The organism is Gordonia sp. L191 (genome assembly GCF_030077625.1).
In the GTDB taxonomy this organism is placed as follows: Bacteria; Actinomycetota; Actinomycetes; order Mycobacteriales; family Mycobacteriaceae; genus Gordonia; species Gordonia polyisoprenivorans_A.
Window position 1 is genome coordinate 5323673 of sequence record NZ_CP125996.1, and the last position, 15138, is coordinate 5338810.

Consider the following 15138-nt stretch of genomic DNA (forward strand, 5'->3'; position numbering starts at 1 on the left):
CGCCTTGCCCGAGAGGAATCCAGTGAGTCAGAAAGAGACCGCACACCGACGTGGTGGACTCGGCCGCGGTTTGGCGGCGTTGATCCCGACCGGTCCCACCGACGAGGATCCGACCGCTCCGAAACTCGGAGCTGCTGCTGCAGACGTCGTGATCGGCACCGGAAATGGTGGGGGTTCGGCAGCGTCGTCGGTTCGCACGCCGGGCGCGCAGAGCGCTGCGGCGACAGGCAACGGTGCCGGCACGCGGGGCGCATCCGCTCCCCCGGCTCTGATCGGTACACCCGACGAAGTAGGCGCGGTGTACCGAGAGATCCCACCGAAGCTCATCCAGCCCAACCCGCATCAGCCGCGAACCGTCTTCGACGAGGATGCGCTGAACGAGCTGATTCACTCGATCCGCGAGTTCGGCCTCATGCAGCCGATCGTGGTTCGCAAGTTGCCCGCACCCACCACTGACGGTGTCGAGTTCCAGATCGTCATGGGTGAACGTCGGTGGCGAGCCAGCCAAGAGGCCGGCCTCGATGCGATCCCGGCGATCGTTCGGGAGACGCCCGATAGTGACATGCTCCGAGACGCACTTCTGGAGAACATTCACCGCGCGCAGTTGAATCCGCTCGAAGAGGCGGCCGCGTATCAACAGCTTCTCGAAGAGTTCGACGTGACACACGAGGAGTTGGCCGCCCGACTCGGCCGCTCGCGACCGGTGATCACCAACATGATTCGGCTGCTGAAGCTACCCATTCCGGTCCAGAGACGCGTCGCGGCCGGGGTTCTGTCGGCCGGACATGCTCGCGCCCTGTTGTCCCTGGAGACGGGAAGCGACGCTCAGGAAGCGTTGGCGGCGCGCATCGTGGCCGAGGGACTGTCGGTGCGCGCAACCGAAGAAGCGGTCACCCTCGAGAACCGCGACGGCGGATCGGCGACGCCCTCGCCGACCACCAAGCGCAAACCGATGCAGATGCCGGGCCTCCAAGACCTTGCCGAACGCCTGTCGGATCGACTGGACACACGTGTGACGGTCAGCTTGGGTAAACGAAAAGGCAAGATCGTCGTCGAATTCGGTTCGGTGGACGACCTTCAACGAATCGTCGGAGAGATCGATCCGGGTAGGTGATTTCGCCGACGATTTTCCACGACCAACCACCCTCGGGAGTAACGTCACTGTGACGCAACAACGTGAACGCTCATCGATGAGCATCGAATCTCGTTACAGCACAAGTGGTTTCGAATTTTCTGCGTTTTCCGACGGCAGTGTGGCAATGGGACGGATGAGCTGACATGGAACCGGTGGTCTCGCGGCTGACTCTCGAGTCGTTCGAGTCACTACCTCCGCATGCGCGTCGGTGCGTGTTCTGGGAAGTCGAACCCAGTATGGCCGGCCCGCTGGATCGGCCCGAGTCGGTGGGGCCTGCCGGAGCTGAGGGTCGCGGCGAGATCATGGGTCGCAGTGTGGCGCGCGCTCCCTTCGAGAGCGAGTTCGACAAGGAAGCGTGGATCTCCTCGGTACTCCTGGAGTGGGGAGCGTGCGGGCAGCTCGCCACCGATCCGACAACCGGGGTGATCGTCGGCACGGCGTTCTATGCCCCGCCCGGTCGTGTTCCACGATCTCGACTGTTCCCGACGTCGCCGGTGAGCGCGGACGCCATCCTCCTCACCTCCATCCAGGTGGAGCCCGGTTACGAAGAGGTGGCCACTCCCCTACTCGATGCGGTGCTCGTCGACCTCATGCGTCGCGGTGTTCGCGCGGTCGAGGCATTCGGATTGGTCCGCGGTGACACTGCGCGACGGAACCCGACGCCTGACGCGACTCCGGGGATGCGCGACATCAGTGAATGGTCGGACGAAGAGATCGTCAGCGTCGCACGTGAGATTCTCGATAACCCGCAGCCCGACCTGTGCACTCGATGTCTTCTCGACGCCGCCTTCTTGAAAGCCTCGGGATTCGACGTCGTTGCGTCCCATGCCCGCTTCCCCCGCCTGCGGTTGGAACTCGACGAAGGCTTGGGGTGGAAGTCGGAGGTCGAGGGAGCTCTGGAGAAACTGGTGGTGATGGCGGCGATCGACATGACGGGGAGGGAACGCACCTTCGCCCCGGTTGGCCGGCGACTCTAGACTCTAGGCTCGAGACCGCCGCGAAAAGCCAAGTGCCGCGGTGATTTACCGCGACGTATCAGGAGATCTCTTCGGCGGCAAGAAGATCCGCGAAGGTATAGGTCCCGGTCGGGCGATCGTCGTCGCCGAGCAGATAGAGTCGCTTGACCGCGACGAGGATGGCCTCCGCGATGACGTTGCGGTAATCGGCGTCCTCGAGGACCCGAGCATCGTCCGGATTGGTGATGTATCCGACGTCGAGGATGATGACCGGCATTCTGGTGAGTCGCAGCAATTCCCACGTGCGTTCGTGAGTGCGGCAATCGGTCAACGGGGTGCGCGCGGCGACCTCGCGTTGGACGAAGCCGGCCAGGTTGCGCCCGATCGTGGAGAAGGACCCGTGACTGTTGCCGAAGTAGAAGGCGGCCACGCCGTTTGCCGCCGGGTTCGGGTAGTGCCCGACTCTCAGCGAGATCATGACGTCGGCGTCGATCATATTCGCGACCCGGGCGCGTTCCTCGTCGGTGGGCCGTCCCTTGCCGTCATGTGACAAAAAGGTCTCCATGCCTGCGGCCGCCATCCGCCCCTCGAGGCGGGCAGCGAGATCCCACAGCAGGCGACTCTCGGTGTCGGCGAGATCACCGGTCGAAAGGTCGTGCAGCCCACCGGATCCCGGATCGATCACAATGCGCTTGCCGGACAGTCGGGGACCCGAACGACGAACGTGCTCTTCTTCGCGGATGGCGAGCGGCGATCCGCCGGTCACCCGGGTGCCGAGGCGTTCGAGAGAACGAAGGGTGGCGGGACCGCAGATTCCGTCGGCGAAGAGCCCGTATTCGCTCTGGTAGAGGCAGACCGCGTTGTGGGTGGTTTCGCCGAAGACCCCGTCGACCAGCGCAGTGTAATAGCCGAGATTCTGTAGGCGGTTCTGTAGCTGAGCGACGTCGTCGCCGACCATCGGCGCGGAGAACCGGAACGCGAGAACCCGTGCACCGAGCTGATAAGAGGCCTCGCGCAGGGCGCGGTACGTGGCGGGTCCCACGATGCCGTCCACGATGAGGCCGCGCTGCTGCTGGAAAGCGCGCACAGCCTGGTCGGTGTCGGCGTCGAAAGTGTCACCCTGCGTGTCGGCCTCGGCGGCGTGCCGGCCGTGAGAAGTGCTGAGGAGACCTTGTCCGGCGAGGATCGAACGGATTTCGGCGACTGCCGAGCCCTGATCACCCAGTCGGAATTGTGGCATCTTCAGACTCCTTGGTCGCGACGAACAGTCAGTGTCCGTGCGGATCGCGATTCGACGCCGGTACTCACGGAAACGCACTCGGCAGAACCACGAGCATTCTTTCAGTTCGGCCGATGTGGGCCAAACCGGATCAGGTCACAATGTAGCGACAGGCACCGTCACCAGCGGGAACGTCGGTGACGATGCCTGTCATACGCCATCTGATCGGTGTCAGGCGTTGGTGCCGACCACCGAATCGAGCTCACGCAGCAATGCGGCCTTGCCCTTTGCGCCGACGATGGTCTTGGTGGGCTTTCCGTCCTCGAACAGGATCAGCGTCGGGATCGACATGATCTGGAAGTCACGGGCGGTCGCCGGGTTCGCATCGACGTCGAGCTTCGCGACGGTCAGCTTGTCGCCGTGTGCGTCGGCGATCTCTTCGAGGACCGGCGCCACCATGCGGCACGGTCCGCACCAGGTGGCCCAGAAGTCGACGAGCACCGGCTTGTCGGAGCCGAGTACGGCGTCCTTGAACGTGGCGTCGGTGACGGCGACGGTATTTGCTCCCATGGTGATTTCCTCCTGTGATGAGTCCGGGTATGTATGAGGGTTCGCACACCGAGGTGGTGAGTGCGGCCGATCAGCTGTGCGCGTCGACGACCAGCACGTCGGCCTCGACGGGTGTGGGGTCGATGTCGCCCTGTTCGGCCAGCCACCGCTCGGCGTCGATCGCCGCCGAGCATCCGCTGCCCGCTGCGGTGATGGCCTGCCGATAGGTGTGGTCGACGAGGTCGCCCGCCGCGAACACCCCGGGCAGCGACGTGTAGGTGGTCCGGCCCTGGACCTGGACGTACCCGTCCGAATCGAGGTCGACCTGCCCGCGAACGAGTTCGCTACGCGGGTCGTGACCGATGGCGACGAACATGCCGGTCACGTCGACGGTCTGGGTGTCACCGCTGCGGGTGTCGATCAGTTCGAGGCCCGTGACCGACCCGTCGCCGATGACGGACTTGACCGCCGAATTGGTGACGAAGCGGATCTTGTCGTTGTTGCGGGCGCGGTCGAGCATGATGCGCGAGGCCCGGAATTCCTCTCGGCGGTGGATCAGCGTCACCGAGCGTGCGAACTTGGTGAGGAATGTGGCCTCCTCCATCGCCGAGTCACCGCCGCCGATGACCGCGATGTCCTGGTCCTTGAAGAAGAAGCCGTCGCAGGTCGCGCACGCCGAGACGCCGCGCCCGAGCAACTCCTGCTCGCCTTCGATACCGAGGTACCGCGCGGCGGCACCCATCGCGAGGATGACCGCGCGAGCGCGGTGGGTCTCACCGGAGGCCACGACCTCCTTGATCTCGCCGTCGAGCCGGAGTTCGTCGACGTCCTCCATGCGGAGATCGGCGCCGAAGCGGATCGCCTGTTCGCGCATCTCGTCCATCAGCGCCGGACCCTGGATGCCGTTCTGGAAGCCCGGGAAGTTCTCCACCTCGGTGGTCGTCATCAGAGCGCCGCCGAACTGTGTTCCCTCGAAGACGAGCGGGGCGAGTTCGGCGCGAGCCGCATACACCGCCGCGGTGTAACCGGCAGGCCCGGATCCGACGATGATCAGCTCGTGGATCTGCTGGTTGTCTGACTGGGTCAATTCGTCCTCCGTGTCATCGACGCGCCGGCTCGGTGAGCGGCGCGTACCTGGCATTCAACACAAGGGTATGCGGACATGTTCCCCGACGTGTCGGCCCCACGACGCACGATCCGGGGATTGCGCCGCATGGTTGACGAACGATATACCGAGGTCATCTCGCCAGGCTCATCCCCCGATGATCGTGCGGGAGATCGTGGCCGGATTGTCCGAATCACACTCGGGGCCGACGACGAGCGCCAGGAAGCGGCCGGCGATCCCGGTACCCAGCAGGATCACCACCTGTCCGGCGCCGTTGATGGTCACCGGCCCGGACCCCAGTACCGGGGTGTCGGCGGAGACACCATTGGCCGCAGTGCACCGGCGTAGCGCGGCCATCGAGGCGAATGGTGCACCGTCGGTTCGGCCGAGCACCGACAGCGCCGCAGCTGCACCCGCTGCGCCGGACGCAACGGACGAACTCGCGGGGGTGCCGTCGGCCTGCACACGGTTCGAGGGGGCGTCGGGACGGGCCGAGTGGCTCACCAGGACGACCCCCACGATGACGGCAACCAGGACCGCTGCGGCGACCGAGAGCAGCGCCACCGCCTGTGGGGCCGAGCGCAGCGGCCGTCGACGCGCGAGCGGTGTGACGTCACTTCCGCCACCGACCTCGGCGGCGATTCGGGCGAGCGTCTGCTGCGTGCGCGCGTCGACCCACTCGGGCACGGGTTCCCGGGGTACCGGGAGGTCGCGCAGATCGGTGCGCAGACTCTCCAGTGCCGCGAGGACCTCTCGAGCGCCGGGGTCGTCGGCGAGCCGGGAACGGATGTGTGCGGCAACATCGGGCTCGAGCACGCCGGCATCGAGATCGGACAGCAGATCCACGGAATAGGGAGGATCCGGAAAGCGTGGTGTGTCTGCAGAGCGCGCGTGGTCGTCGGTCATCGGCGCTCCGCTCGTGTCGTGTCGCTTGCCTGCGTCGCGTCGTGGGACGCGAAGATCATGTCGTTCTCCCCGATCGAATCGTCACCGGCCGGTGCGGCGAGCCCGTGCCCGGTGGGAACCCGGTGGTGATGGGACCCATGAAGTATTGGACGCAGCAGGACCTCCAGGTGTTCCACTGCGTTCGCAGCAATGTTCACGGCCGGTCTCACTCCGACCCGTCGTGCAGTGACTCGTGACGCAGATGCCCGAGCAGCTTGGCCAGGCGCAGCCGTCCCCGTGAGCTCCGACTCTTGATCGTGCCCTCGGGCACGCCGAGTAATTGTGCGGCCTCCGAGATGGAGTACCCCTCGACGTCGAGTGCGAGGACCGCCGCCCGCTGACCGGACGGCAGCTCATCGAGCGCTCGAGAGATCGTCTCGGTCAGGTCGACGCGCTGATAGTCGTCGGTGTGATCGGTGAGCACCGCCGTGTCGAACTCCGGTAGCGGCACCGTGCGGCGAGCTGCGTTGCGCCGCAACCGATCCAGCGACGCATTGACCACGATGCGATGCAACCAGCTCGATACGCGTGCCTCGGCGCGAAAGGAACCTGCGGTGCGGTGAGCCGACAGCAGTGCCTCTTGCAGGGCGTCGGCGGCATCGTCGGGGTTTCGGGTGGTGCGTAGGGCGACGTTCCACAGGTAGGTGTGGTGCCGGGTGATGAGTGTGGTGAAGGCCGTGGGATCGCCATGGGTGTGCGCAGCGAGCAGTTGCTCGTCGTTGCGTGTGTCGCCGTGTGGCGAGTGGGTCCCCCCGGACATGGGATCGAGCGTAGTGGGCGCGCGTGTGTCGGGATAGTCGTAATGCGGTGCTTGTGGACAACCCGCACAGCGGTGGGGAGACCTGGCTCAACCGCGGCGATGGTATCGATTTCTACTTGCCGACGATTCCCGCATGCTGGCGCGGATCGATCGAGTAGCAGATCTCACCCCGCTCGCCTGGTTCATCGGTCCCCGTGACCGAATGCAACACCGTGGGCGGTGTCCTCGAGGGTGGTGTCCTCGAGTTGATTCACCTGGTGCACAACCGACGGGAGTGCCTGCGGCGCAGCCCAAGCGGTCGACGCGGAGACTCACCCGAGATCGCTACCGGGACGACGTCGTCCACTGAATCGTTGACGCACCGTCATGACCGTGGACGGCCTCGACGTCGGCGATCCCGTCCCACACCGCGGTCGAGCGGTGTTCGCCGGCCACCCAGTGGATCGCGACGCTTCCGTCGGTGAATTCGACGCCCTCGGCGACCACACCGGTACCGGTCACCCCGGATACGTCCACGTGACGGTAGAGAAAGAAAGTCCGCATTTGTGCTCCCCCCAGAGTGCAGATCAAAGCCCGTTGCTCGATCAGACGCTCCGTTTGGGATTTAATATCACATAGGCGGACTTCACTACTACATTTGTACAGGCGTGAGCAAGATCACCACGCCCAACCCGGTCCCGGAGTGACCGTGCGGCGTCCACGACAAGTGCACGCGCTTTTCGGAAATCGCTGTGCGCCAGCGCTTTCACACCGTTCGCGGCTACAGTCATGAGTTGTCCCACGCTTGCCTGCGACTCCTCGACGATGTCGAAGTACGACGGCTGCGCGCCGCGGAGCTCACCTATTCGGAAGTCGGCGCGACGACCGGAGTGACACCCACCGGCTATCGACACGTCCGTCTGCGGACGCAACTGGGCAACGGCCGAAATCATTTCGAGGTGGCTCGCGAGGCCATGATGTCCTGGCAGATCCAATTGCGCGCGAATATCGCGGTCGCCTCGTCGCATCCCACCGTCACCGACGATGCGGTGGCGATATTGGGCCTACGGATCGGGAGGGTGAATGCCGTGCGGGCACCCGTGGCGATCGTCGCGGTGGAGTCCGGTGAGAACGTGGCCGGGTTCACGTATGGGACGCTGCCCGGTCACCCCGAAATGGGTGAGGAACGATTCGAACTGCGTCTGACCTCTGACGAGTCGGTTCAGTTGTCGATCAACGCCTTTTCGAGGCTGGCCACTCTCATGGCCAGGCTCGGCCGACCCGTTGCCGGCGTGCTGCAGGATGCGATCACCCGGAGATACGGTCGCGCATTACAGGCGTGACCGCATCCATCGGAGCAAGAAATGACCCGGTACCCCGACGTCGGTCGACGTCGCGAATCGGGTACCGGGTCAGTTCGATAATCGGGGGATTTGGGGTGCAGGTCAGTTTGCCGCGTCGTAAGCCTCGAGGATTTCCTTCGGGAGTCGGCCACGCAGCGGCACCTCATAACCCGCTTCCTGCGCCCACTCGCGAATCACCTTGGTGGACGGACGTGCTGAACTCGACGAGGATTCCGAGCTCGCCGCGGGGGTACTGACCTTCGGCGCGGTCGACTGCTTACGGCCACCGACCCGGGTCGACACCTCGAGAAGTTTGGCGACCGGCACCCGACCGTTCTCGATCTTGTCGAGATTCGCCGACGACACATCGATCTGGTAGTCGACGCCCGACCACGACCACGAAATGGTGTGAGCATCGTCGATATCGAGTTCACGGCCGTCGAGATCATCTATGAACGACACAACTTGTCTTTTAGCCACGCCACGAGAATAACGTACGCCGTGGTCCGCACGTCGCATATGTGTGCGGTGGCCGCGTGGAGGGATGCCGACGGACGCCACCGGCACGCCGTCCTCAGATGGCGGCGGCGACGTCTATGGGCACCTCAGCCCGGCGGTAAGGAAACTCGCAAATAACTCGGAATATTCCAATCACGTTGCTGTGCAACAGATTGAGAAAACTCTGAGACGGTGAGCAGAAAATGGAAGTCCGCTCGTATTCCGCCCGCAAGGGCAGAGAATTGTCGACCAGGTCGTGCCCTACCGAATGACGGGTCCGGGAGATTCGGACTCCCGATCAGTCGGCGATGTCGAATACCGCGTTCACCTTGGTGGGCGTGACGCGGACGACGAGCTCGCCGGGCACCGCGTTGCGCTTGCCATATGCCTCGGCGAGGTCCGGCCCCATATATCGGGCGGCGATACGCGTTGCGGTATCGAGGAGATCCTCCGGATCCTCACCGATCTCCGCAGTGCCCTGGACCTGGACGAAGGAGAAGGGCGGGCGCTCGTCGTCGACGAGTATTGTCAGGCGCCGATCGCGACTGAGCGCACGCCCTTTTGCGGTGTCGGCGCCGGTATTGAACACAAGGACACCGTTATCCACGATGAACCAGATGGGCGCGACGAGCGCTCGTCCGGATGCGGAGACGAATGCCACCTTTCCGGTGCGAGTGCCTTCGGTGAGAAATGCGACAACCCGGTCGTCGAGTTCGGTATGTGCCATGACCCCATCATGGCCGACGATCCGAGGAAATACTTGGTCCTGGGAGTCCTGCGACCGAACCTCAGCGCATCAGCTGATCGTAGGTGGCACCGAACATATCGACACAGACCTCGAGCATGACGTCGAGGTCGGTGGGTTCGGCGCCGATATCCACGGGATCGGGCGCGACATTCGTGAAATACCAATCGACGAGCAATTGCGTGACCGCGCCGACGAGTCCGACCGCGGCGAGGCGTTGCGCCGCCGACACCTCGCGCTCCCCCATCGACAGCGCGAGAATGAGATTCGCCCAATCGTGGATGGCTCGTAGCCGCGTCGATTCGACCGCCGGATCCACCCCGACGACCTCGACGAGCATCACCCGTGCGCGTCGCGGATCACCGGTCAGCGTTGCGAGGAACGCCCCGAGGGTGTCACGGGCGGCTGCGCGCACCGCGCCGGGTGCGACGCCGGCCGGATCGAGCAGATACCCCGCGGCGGCACCCACGGTTGCGGCTCGGGTGACCTCGACGCAGTGCTCGTAGACCGCGATCAGCAACGCGGGCCGGTCGGCGAACGACTCGTAGAAGTAGCGCTGGGTCAGACCGGCCTCGTCGCAGAGCCGTTTGACGGTCACCGCGGGGTAGCCGAGCTCCCCGAACAACTGCAAACCGGCGTCGATGAAGGCATGTCGCCGGCGTGCGCGGCGTTCCTCGGCTTCTGCGCCCCCGTACCGGCGTCCCTCCGCGGACTCGGGGTTCACCGAGGAGCGCTGCTGCTGGGACGACACTGCTTCTCCCCTTTCGGCGTGCGCGATCTGACGGCACCGTGGACAACCCGTCATCTGACACGCTACCGTGTCACACACAGATCTGACACGGTACCGTGTCAGATAACTCGACGATCACCGGAGACCGACGCCGTGCTCGACCTACTCCCCGACCCGATGCATGAGCCGACGGTGCTCGCGATCCCGTTCTTCTTGGCGCTGCTGGTGCTGGAATGGATCGCGGCCTGGAAGCTCGAGGACCGGGCCACCGATGCCGAGGACACCGGGCCCGCCGCCGAGCGTCGGGCGCCGGTCGGTGCCTACGAGAAGCGTGACGCGCGGGCCAGCATCTCGATGGGACTGGTGTCCATAGCCACGAGCGCAGTGTGGAAGCTCGCGGGGCTGCTGGTCTACACGGCGATCTTCGTCTACGTCGCACCGTGGCAGTTGCCGATCGGCGCCTGGTACACGTGGGTGATCGGATTCGTCGCCGTCGACGTTCTCTACTACTGGAATCACCGCATCTCCCACCGGGTCCGATTGGTGTGGGCGACCCATCAGGCCCACCACTCGAGCGAGTACTTCAACTTCGCGACCGCGCTGCGGCAGAAGTGGAATATCAGTGCGGCGCTGGTGATGTGGCTACCGTTGCCGTTCCTGGGTATCCCGCCGGCGGTGGTGTTCGCCTGCTATGGCGTTAATCTGGTGTACCAGTTCTGGATTCACACCGAACACATCGACCGCATGTGGCGGCCCGTCGAATTCGTCTTCAACACCCCGTCGCACCATCGGGTGCATCACGGTAGCGACCCGGAATACCTCGACCGCAACTATGCCGGCGTCTTCATCCTGTGGGACCGGATGTTCGGGTCGTTTCGCGCCGAGGCACATCGGCCGCACTATGGACTCACCAAACCTGTTGGCACCTACAACATCTGGACGCTGCAGACACATGAGTACGTCTCCATCGCCCGTGACGTGCGGGCGGCGGCGGGATGGCGGGCCAAGCTCGGCTACATCTTCGGACCACCCGGATGGAGTCCTACGAACGGGGACGCCCCATCGGCGAGCGGCGCGGTCAGCTCGTCGCGCTGATCTTGGAGATCTGCACCTGATAGCTGCCCCCCGTGCCGGGCAGCGAGGTGACCCACACCAGCAGATACCGCGACTGTGTGGGGTTGGCGATCGACAGCGTGGTGTCGGGCTGATCGACGGTGCCCTGGGCGAGCTGGGTCGTCTGGGCCAGGGTGGCGTCGGCGCTCTGCGCGCCGCGTAGCGATACCGCGAATCCCGGGGTGGTGGTGGTGATCGAGACGGCCTTGACCGCCTGCGGCGATCCGAGATCCAGCATCAGGCCGAGTCCCTGCTTGAGGCTGCCGAAGTCGGCGGTGCGGTAGGTGTCGCTGCGCCAACCGGATCCGGCTCCGGAGATCACGTTGCGGGCCAGGTCGGGATTGTCACCGGACTGTCCGGAATAGTCGACGAGGGTCGCCGAGCGCAGCGTGATCGGTCCACCAGCGGGCGCAGCGGCGCCGGGTGCCGGTGCAGGCGCCGACGTGGTCGACGACAGGAACTTGTTGATGTCGGTCTGTTGGTCACCCCCGCCGAAGACACCGGTCAGCCACACCACCAGGGCGATGACCACGAACAGTACGAGCAGAGCCGCGCCGACGAGCAGCGCGACGGTCCGGTTGCTGCGCGCGGGCTCGTCGGACCCGATCCGACCCGACCCACCGATCGACACCGGTGGCTCGTCGGAGTCACCGAGCGCGGGGATCATGTCGGTCTTGAGGTCGACGACGGTGGCCTGATCCAGAACATGCTGAACCGTTGCGGCAGTACGGATTCCACGACTACCCGACAAGGCGCGGGCGGCGACGGCAGAGATCTCGAACGGGATCTCCGGGTCGACCTCGCGTGGTTCTACGGGACCCTCGCCGTCGGCGGCGGGCGAGGCGATCGCCAGACCACCCACCGGGGTGGTCGTGTCGATGGTGGTCACCAGCTCGGAACCGGTGGCGCCATCGAGCGGCCACCGCTGCAGCAGCAGTGCGTAGAGCACCGCTCCGAGCCCGCGGACGTCGGAGGTGGCGTCGTCGCCGGCAAGGGTGCCCGGGAAGGCGAGTACCGCATTGCCCTCGGCGGAGATACGGATGCGATCCGGATGGTCGATGGACAGCGCGCCGCCGGAGCGGTGTGCGGCCTCGGCCGCGGCGGCCAGCGCGCGGACCGCACGTGCGGCACCGATCGGTGACGGATGCGTGGCGGCGACCTCCGACAGCGAGGAACCCTGAACCCATTCGGCCACAACGATGCCGCCCGAGGAACCGCGGACCACGTCGAGCACGCGGGCGACGCCCGACGAGCTGATCTGGCCGAGACGCAACGTCCGGGTGAGCACGGCCTGCGGTCCGGTGTCGCCGGCTCTGCTCGGCGCTCCCTTGTCCGGAGGGGGTGCGAGCTGTTCGGCGTCGACGAAGGTCAGCCCGACCTCGCGGTCGAGGTTGATGTCCTGGGCCTTCCAGAACTGCAGACCCCGTGTGCCACCGTGATGTTCGAGCAGGCGGTACCGGCCGCCGGCGACCGCGGCGCCGGGCACGAGGCGGGGTCCGCGACGACGCGCCGGGCGGATCGGTTCGGCGCGATCGGGGTCCACGGGAGTGGCGCGGACCGCGTCGGACGGCTGGGCGCCACCCGAGCCAACGGCCGAATTCGGCTGTGCGACTGGCCTTTCCGAAGCCGAGGAGGTAGCGGAAGCCGACGCGGCAGCGGGCTCTGCCGGACTGATCGGGGATTCCGGTGTGGCGTCGATTCCGCTCTCGTTCACGCGGCGAACTCCTCTCCTCCGATAGCGCATATCCGGGGGTCGTTGGGGCGGGGTCCACGGCGCCACACCGGCGCCGCCCGCGGCGCCACCGGTGTGCACCGCATACGACTGCCACGTCGCGGAACCGCGATCGAACCGTCGAACGACCTGTACCTGACCAGAGTACGGTAGCGACTCGTCGCTGGTGACCCGCGGAAACTGAACCGTGATCGTTGCCGATGGTTGTTGTTGCGGTTCGCCGTTCGGCGCAAGTGCCGGGATGAACCGACCGGCCACGCGTCGCACCGACATCAGGACGGACACCACGTCGGGAAGACCGGCCGCCGCCAGGCCCGCATAGATCACGCCGAGCACCACGATCGCGGTCAGCAGCAGATAGGCGATCGACCCGATCTTGCCGTGCTGTGTCGCCAGATGCAGGCCGGAGATCTCGGCGACCAACCACACCGCGAGGGCGCTGCCGACGGAGATCGCCAGCGTCACCACCGTCGTGCGGGTGACGTTGGTCAGCCGGGCGTCACGCGGATCGCGGGCGTCGGCGCGCAATCGGCTGCGCAACAGATAATGTCCGACGATCGCGCCGACGAGATAGCCCAGACCGTTGGACAGGGCCAGCCAGCGCACCACGAGGTCGGGATCGGAGAACAGCACCGGGCCGAGATAGGACGCGGCGATCTTGACGATGGTGATACCCAGGACCATGAAGGTCGGCGTCCAGGCGTCCTCCCGGGCGTAGAACACTCGCAACTGCACCAGGGTCATCGCATACGGGATGAGCGTGAAGGCACCCCAGGCGAGCGTCGAACCCAACTGCGTGGCCACATGGGCGTCGAAGCGGCCGAAGTTGAACACCGCGACACCGATGGCCGGACCGAAGAAGGTCATGTAGGCGACGACGGGCACCAACGCGACCATCGTGAGCCGGGTGGCCAGCGACATGTCGTCGACGACGGCCTTGGTGTCGTCGCCGGCGGCATTGCGCGAGAGCCGCGGCATGATCGCGGTCAGGATCGTCACCCCGAGCACACCGTAGGGCAGCTGCAACAGCTGCCAGTGCGTGACGTAGACGCTGATGCCGGTCTCGGTGGCGGCCGACGCGATGCGATAGGTGACGATGAGACCGACCTGCAGGATCGCCACGTAGGAGACGATCGCCAGCGCCATGTTGCCGAACTTGCGCAGGCGCGCGTCGAGTCCCCACTCGATGCGGAGCCGGATACCGGCGCGACGCAGATACGGCAACAGCACCAGCGCCTGCAACACGACGCCCATCGCGCACCCGATACCGAGGACGAGCAATTGCGGATCGCTCATCCGGAACGGGTTGAGCGTCAACTGCCCCGGCATCAGCCAGTACGCGACGAGTGCGCTGATCTGGATGACGTTGTTGAGGACCGGCGCCCACGCGCCGGGCTTGAAATAGCCCCGCAGATTCAGGATCGCGGTGAACAGTGCGGTCAGACCGTAGAAGAGGATCTCGATGAGCAGGAAGTAGGCCAGCCCGGTCGCCAGTGGGCGCAGTTGCGCGTTGTCGATGTTGAGGCTGGTCAGCAGGGGTGCCGCGGCGATCGCGGCGATCGTGCCGATGCCCAGCACGACGACGGTCAGCGTGAAGATCTTGTTGATGAACGACGCGCCGCCGTCGGGGTCCTCGGCTTCGGCGCGGGCCAGCAGCGGGATGACGATGGCGGTGAGCACCGCGCCGAGCAGGATCTCGGCGATCATGTTCGGCAGGACGTCGGCCGCCTGGAAGGCCGACGCCACCGAGGCGCCGAGCAGGGCCAGGATGAGCACGGTCCGGACGAATCCGGTGATGCGACTGGCCAGGGTGGCGATCGCGATGGACCCGCTGGTCCGCAGGATGCTCGAGTCGGAGTCGCGTGCCAGTCCGGTGGCGGAGTCGTCGGACGGGGCGTCCTCAGGTCGGGTTTCGTCGGACCGGGTTTCCTCGGCGCGGGAGTTGCGTTCGAGCGTCGGGGTCGGGGTGGATGCCGCGGTGCGGCCCGTGCCCACGCGTCGCGTCTCGGGGGCGACGGGTGCGCCCGAGAGCGGCGGGGCGTCGGCGAGCGGGCCGGCCAGCGGCGGTGGTCCCGATCGCGCGGGACCCCGACGTGTGGGCTCGCCCTGTGGCCGGGGTTGGTTCGGGCGGGGCTCGTTCGGGCGGAGGGGTCCCTGTCGGAACTGGGTCCGACGGGGCGGGTTCTGGCGGTCGGGGGTCTGCCGTTCCGGGGTGGGGGGAATGCGACGGGGTGCGGCGCGACGCGGTGGGTCGCCCGGTCCTCGTTCGCTCATTCGCCTGCCTCGTCCGTCGTCGCCTTGCCGATCGTCGCCTTGACGCTGATCACCT

The 15138-nt window shown here is 66.0% G+C and carries 14 protein-coding genes; 4 read left to right on the top strand and 10 right to left on the bottom strand.

What is annotated here, in order from left to right; genetic code table 11:
- The first annotated feature begins 22 nt into the window (after positions 1-22).
- Both QNM97_RS23925 and QNM97_RS23930 read left to right on the top strand, forming a co-directional pair.
- Entirely contained in the window at positions 23-1114 is a 1092-nt protein-coding gene (locus tag QNM97_RS23925) for a ParB/RepB/Spo0J family partition protein (protein ID WP_283820624.1), read from the top strand.
- 164 nt (positions 1115-1278) lie between these two features.
- The gene (locus QNM97_RS23930; RefSeq protein ID WP_283820625.1) at positions 1279-2112 is read left to right on the top strand and encodes a hypothetical protein; all 834 of its coding nucleotides are present in this window, start codon (positions 1279-1281) and stop codon (positions 2110-2112) included.
- A gap of 58 nt (positions 2113-2170) precedes the next feature.
- Here the strand turns inward: QNM97_RS23930 and QNM97_RS23935 are convergent, their stop codons facing one another.
- The 6 genes from QNM97_RS23935 to QNM97_RS23960 all read right to left on the bottom strand — a co-directional run bounded on the left by QNM97_RS23935 (position 2171) and on the right by QNM97_RS23960 (position 7212).
- Entirely contained in the window at positions 2171-3331 is a 1161-nt protein-coding gene (locus tag QNM97_RS23935; RefSeq protein ID WP_208793415.1) for an N-acetylmuramoyl-L-alanine amidase, read from the bottom strand.
- A gap of 210 nt (positions 3332-3541) precedes the next feature.
- A complete protein-coding gene (trxA, locus tag QNM97_RS23940) occupies positions 3542-3880 on the bottom strand; it encodes a thioredoxin (RefSeq protein ID WP_208793414.1) in 339 nt (112 codons plus the stop codon).
- 70 nt (positions 3881-3950) lie between these two features.
- Positions 3951-4946, bottom strand: coding sequence for a thioredoxin-disulfide reductase (gene trxB / locus QNM97_RS23945; RefSeq protein ID WP_208793413.1), 996 nt, complete (start codon positions 4944-4946; stop codon positions 3951-3953).
- Positions 4947-5111: 165 nt separating this feature from the next.
- Positions 5112-5870 (bottom strand): RsmA family anti-sigma factor, encoded by a 759-nt coding sequence (locus tag QNM97_RS23950; protein ID WP_283820626.1) that lies wholly within the window; start codon positions 5868-5870, stop codon positions 5112-5114.
- 205 nt (positions 5871-6075) lie between these two features.
- Positions 6076-6669, bottom strand: a complete 594-nt coding sequence (sigM, locus tag QNM97_RS23955; protein WP_283820627.1) for an RNA polymerase sigma factor SigM — start codon at positions 6667-6669, stop codon at positions 6076-6078.
- A 324-nt stretch (positions 6670-6993) separates the two neighbouring features.
- The gene (locus QNM97_RS23960) at positions 6994-7212 is read right to left on the bottom strand and encodes a hypothetical protein (RefSeq protein WP_283820628.1); all 219 of its coding nucleotides are present in this window, start codon (positions 7210-7212) and stop codon (positions 6994-6996) included.
- 230 nt (positions 7213-7442) lie between these two features.
- Here QNM97_RS23960 and QNM97_RS23965 point away from each other — a divergent pair, with 230 nt between their 5' ends.
- Positions 7443-7991 carry a DUF1990 domain-containing protein gene (locus tag QNM97_RS23965; RefSeq protein WP_283820629.1) on the top strand — a complete coding sequence of 183 codons (549 nt, stop codon included), beginning with the start codon at positions 7443-7445 and terminating at the stop codon, positions 7989-7991.
- 102 nt (positions 7992-8093) lie between these two features.
- On the opposite strand, the gene QNM97_RS23970 is transcribed toward QNM97_RS23965, so the two are convergent.
- From QNM97_RS23970 to QNM97_RS23980, 3 genes are all read right to left on the bottom strand, one after another.
- Positions 8094-8510 carry a histone-like nucleoid-structuring protein Lsr2 gene (locus tag QNM97_RS23970; RefSeq protein ID WP_425324165.1) on the bottom strand — a complete coding sequence of 139 codons (417 nt, stop codon included), beginning with the start codon at positions 8508-8510 and terminating at the stop codon, positions 8094-8096.
- Between the two features lie 277 nt (positions 8511-8787).
- Complete coding sequence (locus QNM97_RS23975; protein ID WP_208793408.1) at positions 8788-9216, bottom strand: PPOX class F420-dependent oxidoreductase; 429 nt, start codon at positions 9214-9216, stop codon at positions 8788-8790.
- A 61-nt stretch (positions 9217-9277) separates the two neighbouring features.
- Entirely contained in the window at positions 9278-9865 is a 588-nt protein-coding gene (locus tag QNM97_RS23980; protein WP_208795920.1) for a TetR/AcrR family transcriptional regulator, read from the bottom strand.
- A 252-nt stretch (positions 9866-10117) separates the two neighbouring features.
- On the opposite strand from QNM97_RS23980, the gene QNM97_RS23985 reads away from it, so the two are divergent.
- Positions 10118-11059, top strand: a complete 942-nt coding sequence (locus QNM97_RS23985) for a sterol desaturase family protein (RefSeq protein WP_283820630.1) — start codon at positions 10118-10120, stop codon at positions 11057-11059.
- Here the strand turns inward: QNM97_RS23985 and QNM97_RS23990 are convergent.
- Positions 11043-15083 carry a lipid II flippase MurJ gene (locus QNM97_RS23990; RefSeq protein ID WP_283820631.1) on the bottom strand — a complete coding sequence of 1347 codons (4041 nt, stop codon included), beginning with the start codon at positions 15081-15083 and terminating at the stop codon, positions 11043-11045. The two genes, QNM97_RS23985 and QNM97_RS23990, sit on opposite strands and share 17 nt — an antisense overlap.
- Between the last annotated feature and the right edge of the window lie 55 nt (positions 15084-15138).

Excerpts from the sequence above, each read along its gene's own strand:
- QNM97_RS23930 (WP_283820625.1), top strand. The coding sequence starts at position 1,279 with ATGGAACCGGTGGTCTCGCGGCTGACTCTCGAGTCGTTCGAGTCACTA.
- QNM97_RS23935 (WP_208793415.1), bottom strand. The coding sequence starts at position 3,331 with ATGCCACAATTCCGACTGGGTGATCAGGGCTCGGCAGTCGCCGAAATC.
- trxA (WP_208793414.1), bottom strand. The coding sequence starts at position 3,880 with ATGGGAGCAAATACCGTCGCCGTCACCGACGCCACGTTCAAGGACGCC.
- QNM97_RS23950 (WP_283820626.1), bottom strand. The coding sequence starts at position 5,870 with ATGACCGACGACCACGCGCGCTCTGCAGACACACCACGCTTTCCGGAT.
- sigM (WP_283820627.1), bottom strand. The coding sequence starts at position 6,669 with ATGTCCGGGGGGACCCACTCGCCACACGGCGACACACGCAACGACGAG.
- QNM97_RS23960 (WP_283820628.1), bottom strand. The coding sequence starts at position 7,212 with ATGCGGACTTTCTTTCTCTACCGTCACGTGGACGTATCCGGGGTGACC.
- QNM97_RS23970 (WP_425324165.1), bottom strand. The coding sequence starts at position 8,510 with ATGCGACGTGCGGACCACGGCGTACGTTATTCTCGTGGCGTGGCTAAA.
- QNM97_RS23975 (WP_208793408.1), bottom strand. The coding sequence starts at position 9,216 with ATGGCACATACCGAACTCGACGACCGGGTTGTCGCATTTCTCACCGAA.
- QNM97_RS23990 (WP_283820631.1), bottom strand. The coding sequence starts at position 15,083 with ATGAGCGAACGAGGACCGGGCGACCCACCGCGTCGCGCCGCACCCCGT.